This is a genomic window from Methanoculleus taiwanensis (genome assembly GCF_004102725.1).
GTDB lineage: Archaea > Halobacteriota > Methanomicrobia > Methanomicrobiales > Methanoculleaceae > Methanoculleus_A > Methanoculleus_A taiwanensis.
Genome location: NZ_LHQS01000002.1, coordinates 501,723 through 516,000, shown reverse-complemented (window position 1 = coordinate 516,000; position 14,278 = coordinate 501,723). Strand labels below are relative to the sequence as shown.

The following is a 14,278-nucleotide window of genomic DNA, read 5'->3' as shown; positions in this document are numbered from 1 at the left end:
CATGGGACGGCTCGTCATCAGCAATCTCTCCAAGGCATTTGCCAAAGAGCACGAATCCATCACCGCGCTCCGCGAGGTCAACCTCGAGATCCGCGACGACGAACTCGTCTGCTTCGTCGGCCCCTCGGGCTGCGGCAAGACGACGCTGCTTCGTATCATCGCGGGCCTCGAAACCGCGACGACAGGGAGTGTCACCCTGGACGGGCAGGAGATCACCGGCCCCGACCCGAAGCGCGGGATGGTCTTTCAGGAGTACTCGCTCTTCCCCTGGCGAACGGTGATCGACAACATCGCGTTCGGCCTCGAGATGCAGGGCGTCCCGAAGGCGGAACGGCGCCGGATCGCCGGGGAGTATCTCACCCTCGTCGGCCTCGACCGGTTCCGCGACCACTATCCCTTCGAGCTCTCGGGGGGGATGCGGCAGCGGGTGGCGATAGCCCGGGCGCTCGCGAACGACCCGGACGTCCTCCTCATGGACGAACCGTTCGGTGCGCTCGATGCCCAGACCCGGAACAGGATGCAGAAAGAACTTCTCTCCATCTGGCAGCAGACGAAAAAGACGATCATCTTCGTCACCCACAGCGTCGATGAGGCGGTCTACCTCTCCGACCGGATTGTCGTCCTCTCCGGCCGCCCCGGGACGGTCAGAGAGATTATCGATCTCCCCTGGCCGCGGCCGAGGGATCGGACGAGCACCGAGTTCGCGGAGATCCGGCGCCACGTGCTCGAGCTAATAAACGAGAGTGAAGAATTCCAGTAAGATTTATTAGAAAACATCTCCATTTTATAAAGCACTCAACCATAGGCAGGAGTTCTTATCGATGGTACGTAAACCGGCAAAAATGTACAGGAATCTCGCAAAGAAGGCATATACGCGAAGAGAATATATGGGCGGGGTACCGGGCAGCAAGATCGTGCAGTTTGACATGGGCAATCTTCGGGAAGAGTTTCCGATAGAACTCTCCATCGAGGTCATGGAAACCTGCCAGATCCGCCACACTGCCCTTGAGGCAGCCCGTATCAGCATTAACCGTAAGCTCACCAAGGATGTCGGCAGGATGAACTTCCACATGAAGCTTCGGACCTACCCCCACCACGTGCTCCGCGAGAACAAACAGGCGACCGGCGCCGGTGCTGACCGTGTCTCTGAAGGCATGCGGCTCGCGTTCGGCAAGGCCGTCGGTACCGCAGCACGCGTGGAGAGGAACCAGAAGATCTTCTCGGTCTGGACGACCCAGCAGTACGTGGAGAAGGCAAAGGCCGCCATCAGAAACGGCACGTACAAGCTCCCCTCACCTGCACGCATCGTCATCGAAGAGCGCCCCGTCGCCCAATAAATCTTCACCCCCCATTTTTTACTCTGCGCCAGGCAAAAAGGCAGGCAGGAGCTCCCCGCGGGAGCAATGCAGATATCCGCACGGCATATCCGGGAATCTCATGCTCACGGGCAAACGGGCGGGAATATAGATTTTTATAGTGTCTTCTCTCCATTATAAATAATGAACAATCCGGCGGACTCCTCACTTCTGGACGCACTCACCCGTGCAACATGCCGGGCTCTCAGACAGGCGGAGATCGAGCTTCCTCCCGATGTTCTCGAGACGCTGGAGCGAGCAGCGGCAGCCGAAGAGAATGCCGTCGCCGCCCGGGAACTTTCGACCATCCTCGAGAATATCGCCATCGCCCGCGAGAGGAATGTCCCGATCTGTCAGGATACCGGGGTACCGGTGATCTATCTTACCCTCCCGCCCGACGTGCCGCTGACACCGGCCCTCTACGAAGCGGTGCGGGAAGGCGTTCGCCGTGCCACGAGCGTGGTCCCGCTCCGCCCGAACGTCGTCGACCCGCTGACGCGGTCGAACACGGGAGACAATACGGGAGCGGGGATGCCCGCGATCCATATCAGCCCGGGAGACCGTTTCGAGGTCACCGTCCTTCCGAAGGGTGCGGGCTCCGAGAACGCCTCCCGGATCGGGATGCTCCTTCCCTCGCAGGCGGCCGATATCCCGCGGTTCGTGGTTGAGAGCGTGCTCATCGCCGGCGGAAAACCCTGCCCGCCGATCGTCGTCGGTGTCGGGATAGGCGGGACGTTCGATATGGCGGCGGCACTCGCGAAAGAGGCGCTGCTCGAGCCTATCAACGTCATGGACGATTACGAGACCGGGATCTGCGAAACCATCAACCGGCTCGGGATAGGCCCGATGGGGCTCGGCGGTGCGACCACGGCGCTTGCGGTCAAGGTGAAGCGTGCCGACTGCCACACCGCCTCGCTGCCGGTCGCCGTAAATATCCAGTGCTGGGCGTGCCGGAGAGCGACCGTCCCGGTGGAGGTAGACCGATGAACCTCTCAACGCCGCTCGGCGACGAGGTTCTCTCGCTCCGGGCAGGCGACCGGGTGACGCTCTCGGGGACGATCTACACCGCCCGCGACGAGGCGCACCTCCGAATGCTGGAGGAGGGGATCCCCTTCGATCCGAAAGGGGCCGTGATCTACCACTGCGGCCCCGTCGTCCAGGATAACCGGATTGTCGTCGCCGGCCCGACCACCTCCGCCCGGATGAACGCGCTCACCGGGTTTGTCCTCGACGCCGGTGTCCGCGCCCTCATCGGGAAGGGAGGGATGAGCGGGGAGGTCGCCCAGGAGCTCCGCGGCCGCGCCGTCTACCTCGCGTTCACCGGAGGATGCGCAGCGCTCGCCGCCGCCCGTATGCGCCTTGCCGGCGTCTACTTTGAAGATCTCGGCATGGCGGAGGCGGTCTGGGTCATCGAAGTCGACGAGCTGCCCCTGACCGTCGGGATAGACGCTCACGGCGGAGATCTCTTTGAAGCAGTGAGAACCAAAGCGAAAACACAATTTAACCGCGAATTCAATAACGAATCAGGATATGTCCCATGAAGCTCGTCATCGATGAAAGCCGCTGCAAAGGCTGCAATCTCTGCGTTCTGGTCTGTCCGTACTCCATATTCCAGGAGGGGAAAACGCCGAACCGCCGGGGGATCGTCGTCCCCACCCTCGATCGCCCGGAGCGGTGTACGAACTGCCGGCTCCAGCATCTCTACGGCCGGATGCTCTGCGGAGTCTGCAGCATGATCTGCCCGGATCAGGCGATACACTGGGAAGAAGAGAAACCGTTCGAGCCGCACCGAGTGGAGGTCGAGTTTTGAGCAAAGTTGAGTTCATGCAGGGCAATACGGCCTGCGCCGAAGGGGCGCTCGCCGCAGGATGCCGGTACTTCGGGGGCTACCCCATCACGCCGTCGACGGAGGTCGCGGAGCATATGGCAAGGAAGCTCCCGAAAGTCGGCGGGACGTTCATCTCCATGGAGGACGAGATCGGGAGCATCGCCTCGGTCATCGGAGCCGCCTGGACGGGAGCGAGAGCGATGACCGCCACGAGCGGTCCGGGCTTTTCGCTGATGATGGAGAATATCGGCTACGCCGTCATGACCGAGACGCCGCTTGTCGTCGTCAATATCCAGCGCGGCGGCCCGAGCACCGGCCAGCCGACCAGGGCGGCGCAGGGCGATATGATGCAGTGCCGGTTCGGGTCGCACGGCGACTACAGCACGATCGCAATCACCCCGAATAGCGTCCAGGAGATGTTCGACCTGACGGCGAAGGCCTTCAACCTCGCCGACCGGTACCGGGTGCCGGTCTTTCTGATGTCGGACGAGATCATCGGCCACATGCGCGAGAAGATCGTCATCCCGGACTCGGTCGAGACCGTCTCCCGCCGCCCGCTCGGCGATGGGAGACTGCCGTTTGCGGCCGACCCCGATGGCATCCCCGGATTCGCCCCGTTCGGGACGGGGCGGCACGTCCACGTGACGGGCCTCACGCACAACGAACGCGGCTACCCGGATACGACGGACGCCGAGGCGCACGACGTCCTGGTGCGGCGCCTGATGCGCAAAGTCGAGTCGGCACGCCGCGAGATGGCGGACTACGAGGTGACGAACCCGGACGCGGAGTTCGTCTTCGTCACCTACGGTCCGCCGTCACGGACGGTGCAGCAGCTCATGCACGATCTGCCGGACGAGAATATCGGGCACCTCCGCCTGAAAGTGGTCTGGCCGTTCCCCGAGTTCGCCCTCAAAGAGTTTGCAGACGCGAAGGTCTTCCTGATGCCGGAACTGAATATGGGACAGATTGCCCGGGAAGTCGAGCGGCACGTCGACCAGAAGGTCGTCATGCTCCCGAAGATCGGCGGCGAGCTCCACACCCCTGCCGAACTCGCGGCAGCCCTGGAGGCGGTGCGATGAACGTCGAAGACTGGTTCAGAACCGATCGGCTCCCCCACATCTACTGCACGGGGTGCGGGAACGGCACGGTTATCAACTGCACCCTCGCCGCCGTCACCGGGATGGGATGGAAGCAGGACGACACCGTCTTCGTCTCCGGGATCGGCTGCTCCTCCCGGGCACCGGGCTACATCGAGACCGATTCGCTCCACACCACGCACGGCCGGGCGCTCGCGTTCGCCACCGGCGTGAAGATGGCAAAACCCGACCTGAACGTGGTCGTCTTCACCGGCGACGGCGACCTTGCCGCCATCGGCGGCAACCACTTCATCCACGCCTGCCGGAGGAACGTCGATATGACGGTCGTCTGCATGAACAACCAGATCTACGGGATGACCGGCGGGCAGGGAAGCCCCACCACCCCGATGGGAGCGCAGTCGACGACGACCCCCTACGGCTCCGCCGAACCGACCTTCGACCTTGCCGAACTCGCCGTCGCCGCCGGCGCAAACTACGTCGCCCGGTGGACGGCATATCACGTCAAGGAACTCACGCGGGCGATCACCGCCGGTCTGCAGACGCCGGGCCTCTCGTTCATCGAGGTGGTGACGCAGTGCCCGACGAACTACGGGCGGCGGAACAAGCAGAGGAAGGTCTCGGAGATGGTCGAGCATATGCGGTCGCACGCGCTCCTCGTCGAGAAGAAGAGAAGGCTCGAAGCAGAGGGGCGAGCTATCCCCGAGGGTATGTTCACGGTCGGCGAACTCGTCCGGCGCAGCAGGCCCGCGATGGGGGTGCGGCGATGAGACGCGAGATCCGGTTCTCCGGTTTCGGCGGGCAGGGGATCATCCTCTCGGTCGTCATCCTCGGGCGGGCGGCGGCGCTCTACGACGAGAAATACGCCGTCCAGACGCAGGTCTACGGCCCTGAAGCCCGTGGCGGCGCGTCGATGGGGCAGGTCGTCATCGACGACGACCCGATCCTCTTCCCCGAGGTGACGGAGCCCGACATATTCGTCATCATGTCGCAGCAGGGGTTCGAGAAGTACGGTGTCCATGCCCGTAAGGATGCCGTCATGCTCGTCGATTCCGGCCTCGTCCACTCGCGCCCGGGATGCCGGAGCTGTGAGATACCGGCGACCGCAGAGGCAAAATCGACATTCAAACGCGAGATCGTCGCGAACATCATCATGATCGGCGCTCTCGTGGCGGGCACCGGCGTCGTGAGCAGGGAAGCTATCGAGAAAGCGGTGCTCGACAGCGTGCCGAAGGGCACGGAAGAACTCAATCTAAAAGCTCTCAAACGAGGATTCGAACTCGGCGAGGAGGCGTGTAAACTATGAAACTGCTGGAGTACGAGGCAAAAGCGGTATTCTCGGAGTACGGGATACCGGTTCCGAAGAGTGTGCTGATCAGGACGCCGGACGAGGTGCTCCCCCACCTTGCGGCGCTCGGAGATATCGTGGTGCTGAAAGCCCAGGTAGACGTCGGAGGACGCGGAAAAGCCGGCGGGATCCTGAAGGTGAACGATGCAGAAGCAGCCGATACGGCTCGCGACCTCTTCGCCCGGACGATTAAGGGACTCCCGGTTCGCGAGATCCTCGTTGAAGAACGCCTCCCCATCACCCACGAGTACTACCTCTCGATCGCCATCGACCGGTCCACAAAGGGGCCGGTGATCCTCTTCGCCGATGCCGGCGGGGTTGAGATCGAGAACGCCGCACGGGAAGACGAGAGCGCTGTCCGGAAGGTCACCCTGCCGCCGCTCCTCCGCGAGGTCCCGCCCTTCCTGATGCGGGAGCTCCTGGGCGGTGCGCCGAAGGAACTCGCACCGGTGATCAACCGGCTTTACCGCGTGTTTATGGAGAAGGATGCGATGCTCGCCGAGATCAATCCGCTCGTCACCACCGAAAAGGGCGTCTATGCGGCGGACGCGAAGCTGATCATCGACGACAATGCCCTCGCACGCCAGGGTATCACCGTCAACCGCGACCTCTCCGCACGGGAGCAGGAGGCGGAGCGGCACGGGTTCTCGTACGTGGAGCTCGAGGGGAGTATCGGAGTCATCGGCAACGGGGCGGGCCTCACGATGTCCACGCTCGACCTCATCGAGTACTACCAGGGCAGTGCCGCCAACTTCCTCGACGTCGGCGGCGGGGCGGACCAGGAACGGGTGCGCCACGCAGTGCAGCTCGTCGCCGGTATGCCGTCCGTCAAGGTGATCGTCGTCAATCTCCTCGGCGGGATCACCCGCTGCGACGAGGTGGCGAAGGGGATCATCGCCGCCGGGGTCGCCCCGACGGTGATCGTCCGGATGGCCGGGACGAACGAGGAGGAAGGAAAGCACCTCCTCGCGGAGCACGGCTACCGCATGCTCGAGAGCATGGACGCCGCCGTCAAGGCGGCCGTGGAGGTGTCGTCATGATCTACGGCGATAAAGATCTCGGCGTCATCGTCCAGAACGCCACCGGCAAACAGGGTGCGTTCCATACCGACCTGATGAACGCCTACGCACGCTCGGTCGGCGGGCGCGGGGTCGTCGCCGGGGTCGCTCCGGGCAAGGGCGGGCGCGAGGTTCACGGCGTCCCGGTCTACAATACGGTCAGGGAGGCTCTCCGCGAGCACGACGCGACCGCGAGTGTCGTCTTCGTCCCGGGCGGTGCCGCCGGCGACTCCATCATGGAGGCCGCCCATGCAGGTCTCGAACTCGTCGTCGCAATCACCGAGCATATCCCGGTGCACGATGCGATGAAGGCCATCTCCTACGCAAAACTCCATGACTGCGCGGTGATCGGGCCAAACTGCCCCGGCCTCCTCTCGCCCGGCGAGTGCAAGCTCGGGATTATGCCCGCCCACCTCGCCACACGCGGCTCTGTCGGCGTCGTCTCCCGGAGCGGGACGCTCACCTACGAGGTCGTCGACGAGCTGACCCGTGCAGGGATCGGGCAGAGCACGATCGTCGGGATCGGCGGCGATCCGGTCATCGGGCAGACGTTCGTGGACGTACTCGAACGCTTCGCCGACGACCCGGAGACAGAGGCCGTCGTCGTCATCGGCGAGGTCGGCGGCAACCTCGAGGAAGAGGGCGTCCGGTCGGCCGAACTTCCCGTCGTCACCTACATCGCCGGGGTGAGCGCTCCCCCCGAGAAGCGGATGGGGCATGCCGGCGCCATCATCGAAGGAGGCGAGGGCGACGCCCGGTCGAAGGTGCAGCGGCTCTGCGCGCTCGGCGTCCCGGTAGCATCCCGCCCATCGGAGATCCCGGGACTGATCCGTGACCTCCTATGAACGATGAGACGATGCTCGAGGCTGCCCGGCAGGTGGCGGCATCGGTGAACGCCAAGGCGATCGTCTCGTTCACCGAACCGAGGGAGTTCGCATCGGAGGTTCCCGTCATCTGGGTGCAGGAGCTCCAGCTCGACGTCCTCAAAGACCTCACCATGCACGATATCCTCGAGGTGAGCGAGCGGCACATGCTCGACGCCACCGTCCAGATCTACCTCTCGCGACGGTTCGAGAGCGGACTCGTCGTGGGGGTCTTCCCCTACGCCATCATCCTCTACGACATCGAGGAGGGGAAGAACTTCATCAACCTCAGGGACTTCTCCGATATCGTCCCAAGAGACGTCCTGCATGCCGTCCTGACCCTCGCCATGGAGATCGCCATCGAGGGGCGTGAAGGGCGTGCCATCGGCACGGCGTTCATCATCGGGGACCCCGAGGAGATCTTCAAGCACTCGCACCAGGCCATCCTGAATCCGTACCAGGGTCAGCCCCCCTCTCTCCGGGACGTCAAAGACCGGGATAACTGGGAGAGCGTCAAGGAGTTCGCCCAGCTCGACGGGGTCTTCGTCATCGATACGACCGGAGATATCCGGGCGGCGGGCCGGTACCTCGACGTCACGGGGAGGACGGTGACGCTCCCGGGAGGGCTCGGCGGGAGGCACCGGGCGACTGCATTCGTCACCAGCGAGATACCCGTCGTCGGCATAACGATCTCGGAGAGCGGCGGTATGGTGCGGGTATTTCGGAACGGCATCTGCAAGATAGCTATCCGCTCGGATCTCCGGATTAAAAGTTAGAAACGGTTATATGAATTGTAGTCATCTGGTATAGTATAGTTTAGAACTACGGTGGATTCGATGAAGAGGAATATCAGTGTAGAGGGACTCGAGCAGACCCCGATCGAACAGCAGCGGATTGAGCTTGTGGAGCGCAAATGTCTCGGCCACCCGGACAGCCTTGCCGACGGTATCGCCGAGTCGATCAGCCGCGCTCTCAGCGCAGCCTACTTCGAGGAATGTGGCACCGTCCTGCACCACAACACCGACCAGGGTGAGATCGTCGCGGGAGAATCGCTCCCGAGGTTCGGCGGCGGTGTAATCACAAAACCGATCTACGTTCTGCTGAACGGGAGGGCGACGAAGACCTTCGACGGTGCGAACATCCCCGCAGACACCATCGCCATCAATGCCGCCCGAAACTACATCCGGACGATCCTGCCGACCCTCGATATGGAGCGCGATATCACCGTCGACTCCCGCATGGGCATGGGCTCGACCGACCTCCGGGACGTCTTCCGGACCTGCGTCACCATCCCGCGGGCGAACGACACCTCGTTCGGCGTCGGGCATGCACCCTTCTCCGAGGCGGAGAGCGTCGTTCGGGGCGTCGCCGCCTTCATCGACGAGCAGCTCCGTCCCCGGTATCCGGTCATCGGCCAGGACTGCAAGATCATGTGCCTCCGCGACGGTGATGCGATCACCATCACCCTCGCCATCGCGTTCGTCGACCGCTACTGTGCAAGCCTGAACGACTACCTCGATATGAAACAGCTCATCAAGGAGCAGGTCGAGTCCGTCGCGCAGGGATTCACGAAACGGACCGTCCGCGTCGACGTGAACACCGCAGACGACATCGCAAACGAGAGCATCTTCCTCACCGTCTCCGGTTCCTCCGCCGAGATGGGCGACGACGGATCGGTCGGCCGGGGCAACCGGTGCAACGGCCTGATCACCCCGAACCGCCCGATGAGCATGGAGGCGACGAGCGGGAAGAACCCCATCAACCACATCGGCAAGATCTATAACCTCCTCGCGACCCAGATAGCGCAGGACTGCGTGACCAAGGTCGACGGTATCGAAGAGATGTACGTCCGCCTGCTCTCGCAGATCGGCCACCCCATCGATCAACCGCATGTTGCAAGCGCCCAGGTGATCACAAAACCGGGAACGAGCATGCAGGCCGTCGCCCCCGAGGTCGAGGCTATCATCGACGGGTGGCTCGCGAACGTCACCACCATCACCGAGAAGGTCATCAGGGGAGAACTCAAGACCTTCTAACGGCTACTATTCTTTCGGAATAGCCTATGACCCCGACGACATACACGAAAGAAGGGCGGGATGAGTATACCATCCGCCTCGCCATGCCGAATAAAGGCAGGATTGCCCAGCCAATCAACGAGCTGATCGAGAAGAGCGGCCTGCATATGCTGGATGGGGGCGAACGAAGGCTCATCACCAGAACACACGATCCCCACGTGGAGATCCTCTTCGCCCGCCCGATCGATATCCCCGAGTATGTCGCAAACGGCGTCGCCGACATCGGGATCACCGGGAAGGATATGGTGATGGAGCGGAATGCCGACGTCGCCGAACTGCTCGACCTCCAAATGGGGCGGGCGACGCTCGTCGTCGCGGTGCCGGAGGAGTCGGCGGTGGGAAGCGTCGGCGATCTCGCCGGTGCCAGAGTCGCGACGGAGTTTCCCGGGATTACGAAGAGCTTTTTTGAGCAGCACGGCATCAAAGTCTCCATCGTCACCGTCGGCGGGGCATGCGAGGCGACGCCGCACCTCGGTATCGCCGACGCCATCGTCGACCTCTCGAGCTCGGGCACGACGCTTAAGACAAACCATCTTCGCGTCATCGACGAGATCCTCGCGAGCAGCACGATTCTCATCGCGAACAAGAACTCAATGCAGGAGAAGCGCGAGAAGATCGACGAGCTGGTTCTCGCCCTCGAGAGCGTGATCCGGGCGAAGGGGCAGTGCTACCTGATGATGAACGTTCACCGGAGCGCCGTCGAGGATGTCAAGAACGTCCTCCCGGGCCTCGGCGGCCCGACCGTGATGGACGTCGCATCGAGCGACAATGTCGTCGCCGTTCACGCCGTCGTCCGTGAAGAGCGGGTCTATCAGCTCATCAACCAGTTAAAACGGGCGGGCGCAAAAGACATATTAGTTATGCCGATAGACCGGATGATACGCTGATACCTATGGAGATCTATCCGGCAGTCGATATCCTGGACGGGCGGTGCGTCCAGCTCGTGCAGGGGAAGCGGGAGCAGGCGACGGTCTACGGCGATCCTGCCGCCTGGGCGCAGAAGTGGCTCGATGAGGGCGCCGATGCTCTTCACGTCATCAACCTCGACGGGGCATTCGGAACGGCGACCAGAAACGCCGACCTGATCCGGGAGCTCATCCGGGAGACGGAGGTCACCGTCGAGCTCGGCGGGGGTATCCGGAGCGTCGAGGATGCCGCCGGGTGGCTCGCGATCGGCGTTGCACGGGTGATCCTCGGAACGCTTGCCGTCAGGAGTCCGGGAGCTGTCCGCACTATCGCCGACGAGTTCGGCAGCGACCGTGTGATGGCCGGGGTCGACGCCCGGGGAGGGCAGGTGGTCATCGAAGGCTGGGAAGAAGCCGCCGGCGACTACCTCACCTGGGCAAAGACCTTCGAGACGCTCGGTGCCGGGTCGCTCCTCTTCACCAACGTCGATGTCGAGGGGCTGCAGCAGGGGATCGCTCTCGAACCGGTGAAGAGACTTATTGAGGCAACAGACCTCCCCGTTGTGGCCTCGGGAGGCGTCTCGTCCGCTGCCGACGTCCGGGCGCTCCGGGACGCCGGAGTCTCCGGTGCCGTCCTCGGATCCGCTCTCTATGCAGGTAAGATCACGCTCCCGGATGCACTGGAGGCAGCACATGCGCCGTAGTGAGATCCACCGCAGAACACGCGAGACGGATATCGCCGTCTCGATCGATCTCGACGGCAGCGGAGCCTGCACCGTCGATACCGGGATCGCATTCCTCGATCATATGCTCGGAGCCCTCGGGAAACACGGCAGGCTTGACCTCGAGATCAAAGCCGTCGGCGACCTCGCCGTCGATGCTCACCACACCATGGAGGATATCGGCATCGTTCTTGGGAGTGCGCTCGCAGAAGCCGTCGGCGACGGGCGGGGGATCACGAGATTCGCGGATGCCGCCGTTCCGATGGACGAGGCGCTCGCCCGGGTGGCGATCGATATCGGGGGACGGGGCTACCTCGTCTTTACAGGCACATTCTCTCCCGCAGGCCCGGGGAACATTCCGGGAGACCTCGTCGAGCACTTCTTCTACAGCCTCTGCACCAACGCCGGTATCACCGCTCACGTGTCGTTTTACGGGCGAAACGACCATCACATGTGCGAAGCTGTCTTCAAGGCGTTCGGAAGGGCTCTACGAGCCGCTGTGGCCATCGACCCGGCAAGCACCGAGATTCCAAGTACGAAAGGGACGCTTTGAGCGTGTCGTGAATCGGCGTCTCCCCATGTTGCAGCTCCGATGAGGCAGCAGACAGCGCAGCACCATATCACCTCTTTTTACGGTTGTTGCACCGCCAGCGTCACCGGGGAGCGGAACAGAAGAGCCGGAAGACTGCGAGATCTGCAATGAACAGAGCCGGGCCGAAAAGCCATCGGGCAGGATACCCGCTCGAGGCCGTGCGAACAATACAAAAATCAGGGTAATAAGAGAGATGATGCCGGACTTACGCAGACTTAACTGCGAGGTCGACATCTTCTGCCTTGATCGTCTTGCGTCCCGCGTGCTGAGCGAGCCTGTTGGCTTCCTTGGTCAGCTCGGCGATGTATGCCTCTGCCTTCGTAACGAGTGCAGCAGCGGCATCGCTGCCGACTCTCTCAGCGCCATTCTTCTTTGCGATACGTACAACCGCAGCAATGGGTAGATCTGCCATAATCAATTCCACCTCTAAAAGAAGTATATCAGTTAATATTTAAATATTTCGGGATTATTTCGATTTTTTGCGCTCCTCTTCGGCATCGGCGAGACATTTGACGACCGCATTCAAACCCGGGTCACAGAATTATTGCGATTCCAAATCCCAAGAATTATGAGCAGTTTCCAAATGCTTGGCCAAATTAAGCCCGATTTTTATTTTGCCAGCGATTCTGCGAGTAGAATTGCTTTCGTATAATTTGGTGAGGCGCGCGAGGTATCGACGAATATTTTATCGGTATTTACCACCGGTGCTCCATGGCCGATGCCTGCTCCGAGAAACGTCAGGGTACGGAAGATCAGGTTCCCGGAGATGCCGTCGGGTGCTACTATAACGCCGAAGCGGCGAACGGCATCCTCGATCAGGATCTCGGTATGCTCGGCACCGGCGAGGCGGGCGACGAGCTCGGCGTCGGCAAGGCTCCGGTCGACGGCGGGGTGACGGCCGATATCGCCGTACCTGCCGCCGGAGAGCACCGCCACAGAGTCCGGAAGGCCGAACCTCCGGGCAAGATTTCGCCCACGCTCGACGAGGTCGATCTTCTGGGCGACCGTCCACCCCTCGTCGACCCCGACCGGTGCGAGAAAGAAGAGACGGCCGTCGGCGGTCTCGAGGAGTGCTATCCGAACGAGGCTGTCCACCCCGCAGGCTTTCTTCAGGGCTCCGAGGGTTGACGATGCAGGAAGCGTGCCGCGGACTGCCGCATCGATCTCTCCTGCTGCCAGCGCCGACACGAGAGCACTGCCCGGATCGGCGCTCTCTATCACCGTGCAGACATCCCCGAGCACTGCCTGCAGACCCGGCGGGCCGAAGCAGACCATCCGAACCCCGGCAGGGGCTCCCCGTATACTCTCACGAACCTTCGCCGGATCTGTCAGAGCCCCGATACCGACCGTTACCGGCATACATCCTCATCGGCGAAGATGCGCATGATACCGTCGCGGTCGAGATCGAAGACCTCCGTCTTCTCGCCGTGGTAGGTGACGGTGAGGTTCCGGCTGGCGTCGACCCGGCCGATCGATGCGGCCGCCATACCAACGGAGGAAAAACGCCGGCAGACCTCGGCGACATGCTCGTCCCGGACGGTGAGGATGAACCCCATGCCCGGATACATCCGCACCCACTGCTCGAAGGGGATCCCGAGAGCCGCAAGATCGGGCCTTGGGATCGCCTCGAGATCGACGACCGCACCCTTGCCGCTCACCTCGAGCAGCATGCCGAGCGTGCCGATGATGCCGGGATTGCTGATGTCCTTGCCGGCGGTCACCAGCCGTTCGGCACCGAGGTGCTGCATCAGCTCGATCTGCGCCCGAACCTCCGCGGATGACTTCATCGTCACCGAGTCCCAGTTCAGGCAGCAGGACGGGTGAATCCGTCCGTCGAGATCGATGGCAGCGATGACCGCATCCCCCTCCTCCGCCGTGTGGGAGAAGATGAGCTGATCCATCCGGGCGGTGCCGAGGATGGCCACGTCGACGACGCTGTACGGGGTGTCGGGGTGCAGGTGCCCGCCGACGATCGGCACGCCGAACTGAGCGGATGCGGTCACCATGCCCCGCGTCACCTCGGTGCGGATCCGTTCGCTCGTAACGGAGAGGATATCCACCATGGCAACGGGTTTCGCACCCATTGCCGCGATATCGTGAACGTTCACCAGCACCGCACAATACCCGGCCCAGAACGGGTCGGCTTCCATGAGCCGGCTCCAGATTCCATCAGCTGCAAGCAGCAGCGCATCATCGGTGTTGTGCCTGATAACGGCTGCATCTTCGCCGAAGGAAGCGATAACGTCGGGAGCTTCAATCCGGAGTGCCTTGATCATTCCCCCGATATCGTGCTTTCTTGTTACGCCTTCATATTCCCTGACGGCTTTGGCTACCGTATCAGTGGAGCAATCCCTTACCACGAGAACACCAACACTCCAATCTTCTTTATGGTATTCTGCCTCATCAGAGATAATGTATTTGATTATCATATGAACGGC

The 14,278-nt window shown here is 62.5% G+C and carries 18 protein-coding genes; 15 read left to right on the top strand and 3 right to left on the bottom strand.

Features of this window, described 5'->3' with window-relative positions:
- Position 1: 1 nt before the first annotated feature.
- The 15 genes from ABH15_RS07425 to hisB all read left to right on the top strand — a co-directional run bounded on the left by ABH15_RS07425 (position 2) and on the right by hisB (position 11,801).
- Entirely contained in the window at positions 2-760 is a 759-nt protein-coding gene (locus ABH15_RS07425; RefSeq protein ID WP_128693727.1) for an ABC transporter ATP-binding protein, read from the top strand.
- 61 nt (positions 761-821) lie between these two features.
- Positions 822-1,337, top strand: coding sequence for a 50S ribosomal protein L16 (locus ABH15_RS07420; protein WP_128693726.1), 516 nt, complete (start codon positions 822-824; stop codon positions 1,335-1,337).
- Positions 1,338-1,499: 162 nt separating this feature from the next.
- Positions 1,500-2,342 carry a fumarate hydratase gene (locus tag ABH15_RS07415; protein ID WP_128693725.1) on the top strand — a complete coding sequence of 281 codons (843 nt, stop codon included), beginning with the start codon at positions 1,500-1,502 and terminating at the stop codon, positions 2,340-2,342.
- Positions 2,339-2,896, top strand: coding sequence for a FumA C-terminus/TtdB family hydratase beta subunit (locus ABH15_RS07410; RefSeq protein ID WP_128693724.1), 558 nt, complete (start codon positions 2,339-2,341; stop codon positions 2,894-2,896). The genes ABH15_RS07415 and ABH15_RS07410 overlap by 4 nt, the downstream gene beginning before the upstream one ends.
- On the top strand, positions 2,893-3,165 hold the full coding sequence (locus ABH15_RS07405) for a 4Fe-4S dicluster domain-containing protein (protein WP_128693723.1): 273 nt from the start codon (positions 2,893-2,895) through the stop codon (positions 3,163-3,165). The genes ABH15_RS07410 and ABH15_RS07405 overlap by 4 nt, the downstream gene beginning before the upstream one ends.
- The gene (locus tag ABH15_RS07400; RefSeq protein ID WP_128693722.1) at positions 3,162-4,262 is read left to right on the top strand and encodes a 2-oxoacid:acceptor oxidoreductase subunit alpha; all 1,101 of its coding nucleotides are present in this window, start codon (positions 3,162-3,164) and stop codon (positions 4,260-4,262) included. Before ABH15_RS07405 ends, ABH15_RS07400 begins: the two co-directional genes overlap by 4 nt.
- Complete coding sequence (locus ABH15_RS07395) at positions 4,259-5,047, top strand: thiamine pyrophosphate-dependent enzyme (protein ID WP_128693721.1); 789 nt, start codon at positions 4,259-4,261, stop codon at positions 5,045-5,047. The genes ABH15_RS07400 and ABH15_RS07395 overlap by 4 nt, the downstream gene beginning before the upstream one ends.
- Positions 5,044-5,583 (top strand): 2-oxoacid:ferredoxin oxidoreductase subunit gamma, encoded by a 540-nt coding sequence (locus ABH15_RS07390; RefSeq protein WP_128693720.1) that lies wholly within the window; start codon positions 5,044-5,046, stop codon positions 5,581-5,583. The genes ABH15_RS07395 and ABH15_RS07390 overlap by 4 nt, the downstream gene beginning before the upstream one ends.
- Positions 5,580-6,665, top strand: a complete 1,086-nt coding sequence (locus tag ABH15_RS07385; RefSeq protein ID WP_128693719.1) for a succinate--CoA ligase subunit beta — start codon at positions 5,580-5,582, stop codon at positions 6,663-6,665. Before ABH15_RS07390 ends, ABH15_RS07385 begins: the two co-directional genes overlap by 4 nt.
- Positions 6,662-7,528, top strand: coding sequence for a succinate--CoA ligase subunit alpha (gene sucD / locus ABH15_RS07380; protein ID WP_128693718.1), 867 nt, complete (start codon positions 6,662-6,664; stop codon positions 7,526-7,528). The genes ABH15_RS07385 and sucD overlap by 4 nt, the downstream gene beginning before the upstream one ends.
- Positions 7,525-8,322, top strand: a complete 798-nt coding sequence (locus ABH15_RS07375; protein WP_128693717.1) for a DNA integrity scanning protein DisA nucleotide-binding domain protein — start codon at positions 7,525-7,527, stop codon at positions 8,320-8,322. Before sucD ends, ABH15_RS07375 begins: the two co-directional genes overlap by 4 nt.
- A gap of 60 nt (positions 8,323-8,382) precedes the next feature.
- Positions 8,383-9,582, top strand: coding sequence for a methionine adenosyltransferase (locus tag ABH15_RS07370; protein WP_128693716.1), 1,200 nt, complete (start codon positions 8,383-8,385; stop codon positions 9,580-9,582).
- Between the two features lie 26 nt (positions 9,583-9,608).
- Positions 9,609-10,508, top strand: coding sequence for an ATP phosphoribosyltransferase (gene hisG / locus ABH15_RS07365; RefSeq protein WP_128693715.1), 900 nt, complete (start codon positions 9,609-9,611; stop codon positions 10,506-10,508).
- 5 nt (positions 10,509-10,513) lie between these two features.
- Positions 10,514-11,230 (top strand): 1-(5-phosphoribosyl)-5-[(5-phosphoribosylamino)methylideneamino]imidazole-4-carboxamide isomerase, encoded by a 717-nt coding sequence (gene hisA, locus ABH15_RS07360; RefSeq protein ID WP_128693714.1) that lies wholly within the window; start codon positions 10,514-10,516, stop codon positions 11,228-11,230.
- A complete protein-coding gene (gene hisB, locus ABH15_RS07355) occupies positions 11,220-11,801 on the top strand; it encodes an imidazoleglycerol-phosphate dehydratase HisB (protein ID WP_128693713.1) in 582 nt (193 codons plus the stop codon). The genes hisA and hisB overlap by 11 nt, the downstream gene beginning before the upstream one ends.
- Before the next feature lie 244 nt (positions 11,802-12,045).
- Here the strand turns inward: hisB and ABH15_RS07350 are convergent, their stop codons facing one another.
- From ABH15_RS07350 to ABH15_RS07340, 3 genes are all read right to left on the bottom strand, one after another.
- On the bottom strand, positions 12,046-12,252 hold the full coding sequence (locus ABH15_RS07350; protein WP_011843678.1) for a histone family protein: 207 nt from the start codon (positions 12,250-12,252) through the stop codon (positions 12,046-12,048).
- A 197-nt stretch (positions 12,253-12,449) separates the two neighbouring features.
- Positions 12,450-13,199, bottom strand: coding sequence for a methanogenesis marker protein Mmp4/MtxX (mtxX, locus tag ABH15_RS07345; protein WP_128693712.1), 750 nt, complete (start codon positions 13,197-13,199; stop codon positions 12,450-12,452).
- On the bottom strand, positions 13,190-14,200 hold the full coding sequence (locus tag ABH15_RS07340) for a methanogenesis marker 2 protein (RefSeq protein WP_128693711.1): 1,011 nt from the start codon (positions 14,198-14,200) through the stop codon (positions 13,190-13,192). Before ABH15_RS07340 ends, mtxX begins: the two co-directional genes overlap by 10 nt.
- Between the last annotated feature and the right edge of the window lie 78 nt (positions 14,201-14,278).

What these genes read in the sequence shown, in the direction of transcription:
- ABH15_RS07425 (WP_128693727.1), top strand. Translation starts at nt 2, where the DNA reads ATGGGACGGCTCGTCATCAGCAATCTCTCCAAGGCATTTGCCAAAGAG.
- ABH15_RS07420 (WP_128693726.1), top strand. Translation starts at nt 822, where the DNA reads ATGGTACGTAAACCGGCAAAAATGTACAGGAATCTCGCAAAGAAGGCA.
- ABH15_RS07415 (WP_128693725.1), top strand. Translation starts at nt 1,500, where the DNA reads ATGAACAATCCGGCGGACTCCTCACTTCTGGACGCACTCACCCGTGCA.
- ABH15_RS07410 (WP_128693724.1), top strand. Translation starts at nt 2,339, where the DNA reads ATGAACCTCTCAACGCCGCTCGGCGACGAGGTTCTCTCGCTCCGGGCA.
- ABH15_RS07405 (WP_128693723.1), top strand. Translation starts at nt 2,893, where the DNA reads ATGAAGCTCGTCATCGATGAAAGCCGCTGCAAAGGCTGCAATCTCTGC.
- ABH15_RS07395 (WP_128693721.1), top strand. Translation starts at nt 4,259, where the DNA reads ATGAACGTCGAAGACTGGTTCAGAACCGATCGGCTCCCCCACATCTAC.
- ABH15_RS07390 (WP_128693720.1), top strand. Translation starts at nt 5,044, where the DNA reads ATGAGACGCGAGATCCGGTTCTCCGGTTTCGGCGGGCAGGGGATCATC.
- ABH15_RS07385 (WP_128693719.1), top strand. Translation starts at nt 5,580, where the DNA reads ATGAAACTGCTGGAGTACGAGGCAAAAGCGGTATTCTCGGAGTACGGG.
- sucD (WP_128693718.1), top strand. Translation starts at nt 6,662, where the DNA reads ATGATCTACGGCGATAAAGATCTCGGCGTCATCGTCCAGAACGCCACC.
- ABH15_RS07375 (WP_128693717.1), top strand. Translation starts at nt 7,525, where the DNA reads ATGAACGATGAGACGATGCTCGAGGCTGCCCGGCAGGTGGCGGCATCG.
- ABH15_RS07370 (WP_128693716.1), top strand. Translation starts at nt 8,383, where the DNA reads ATGAAGAGGAATATCAGTGTAGAGGGACTCGAGCAGACCCCGATCGAA.
- hisG (WP_128693715.1), top strand. Translation starts at nt 9,609, where the DNA reads ATGACCCCGACGACATACACGAAAGAAGGGCGGGATGAGTATACCATC.
- hisA (WP_128693714.1), top strand. Translation starts at nt 10,514, where the DNA reads ATGGAGATCTATCCGGCAGTCGATATCCTGGACGGGCGGTGCGTCCAG.
- hisB (WP_128693713.1), top strand. Translation starts at nt 11,220, where the DNA reads ATGCGCCGTAGTGAGATCCACCGCAGAACACGCGAGACGGATATCGCC.
- ABH15_RS07350 (WP_011843678.1), bottom strand. Translation starts at nt 12,252, where the DNA reads ATGGCAGATCTACCCATTGCTGCGGTTGTACGTATCGCAAAGAAGAAT.
- mtxX (WP_128693712.1), bottom strand. Translation starts at nt 13,199, where the DNA reads ATGCCGGTAACGGTCGGTATCGGGGCTCTGACAGATCCGGCGAAGGTT.